2 protein-coding genes are annotated in these 1256 nt (G+C 41.6%); both read left to right on the top strand.

Features of this window, described 5'->3' with window-relative positions; genetic code table 11:
- On the top strand, positions 1–312 hold a 312-nt coding region (locus ACFSAV_RS09310), incomplete at its 5' end, for a tail assembly protein (protein WP_465263158.1).
- Between the two features lie 3 nt (positions 313–315).
- The coding region (gpJ, locus tag ACFSAV_RS09305; RefSeq protein WP_465263156.1) for a TipJ family phage tail tip protein at positions 316–1256 on the top strand (941 nt) is incomplete at its 3' end.

Raw genomic sequence — 1256 nt, 5'->3', positions numbered from 1 at the left:
ATCGGCGTTGTGATGCTATATACACCGCTTGCTGCTTATGGACCAAGTGTTATTGCTATGGGGATTGGAATGATGGCAGGTGGAGTGGCTCAAATGTTGACTAAGCCGCCACAAATGCAGCAAGCAAATGATGTAGAGAAAAAGCGATCTACTTCATTTTCTAATCTTTCGAATATGGTCGCGCAAGGGCGAATGGTGCCATTGGCTTACGGACGCATGCTCTGTGGCTCAATGGTGATTTCACAGGGCGTTGAAACTGTAAATGTTGATATTGCAATTAAAAATAAAAGAATAGGATTTTTTAAGGGGTAAGTTATGGGAGGAGGTGCTGGTGGCGGTGGACATACGCCTTATGAAGCTCCAGAAAGTGGGCGTTCTAAACAGTTTGTCAAGATTGTAGAAATTATATCTGAAGGTGAGATTCAAGGCTTAGTGGATGGTGTTAAATCCGTGTACTTGGATAAAACGCCAATTCAAGCAAGTGATGATAGTTACAATTTTAAAAACGTGGATGCACAAGGGCGTATTGGCACACAAGATCAAGCGATTATGGAGGGGTTCAATACGTCTGAAAAAGAAGTTGCTGTGAGTGCACAAGTAAGAAAATTGACACCACTTACTCGTACGGTGACGGATAACAAAGTGAGCCGTTTACGTTTTACTGTTGGTGTTCAATCGCTATTTAGTCAAAATGATCAAGGTGATACCTACGGTTCTAAAGTAGACTTAATGATTACTATTGGACAAACGAGCTACCCAGTTTCAATTAATGGTAAGTATAGTTCTCAATATCTTAAACAATTCGAATTTGATGATTTACCCGCTGTTCCATTCAAAATAAAAGTTGAGCGTTTAACAGAGGACAGCACATCGCAGCGGTTACAAAACAACACGATTTGGGCAAGTTATACCGAAATTATTGAAACTGAATTCGCTTACCCGAACACTGCTATTGTCGGTGTTCGTTTTGATTCAGAATATTTCAGTTCAATCCCAAACCGCACTTATGAAATCTACGGCATAAAAATCAAGGTGCCAAGTAACTACGATCCAATTACTCGAACTTACACAGGGCTTTGGGACGGTACATTCAAAATAGCGTGGTCTAACAATCCGGCGTGGGTGCTGTACGACTTAATGACGAACAAGCGCTATGGTCTTGGCTGGCGTTTAGGTGCATTCAATGTGGATAAGTGGACGTTATATCAAGTGGCGCAATATTGTGATCAGCTTGTGCCAGATGGGTTTGGCGGTAA

Source organism: Pasteurella oralis (genome assembly GCF_042681465.1).
Taxonomy (GTDB): domain Bacteria; phylum Pseudomonadota; class Gammaproteobacteria; order Enterobacterales; family Pasteurellaceae; genus Pasteurella; species Pasteurella oralis.
Note: the sequence above shows the minus strand (reverse complement) of the source record. Positions and strands in the feature narration are given on the sequence as shown.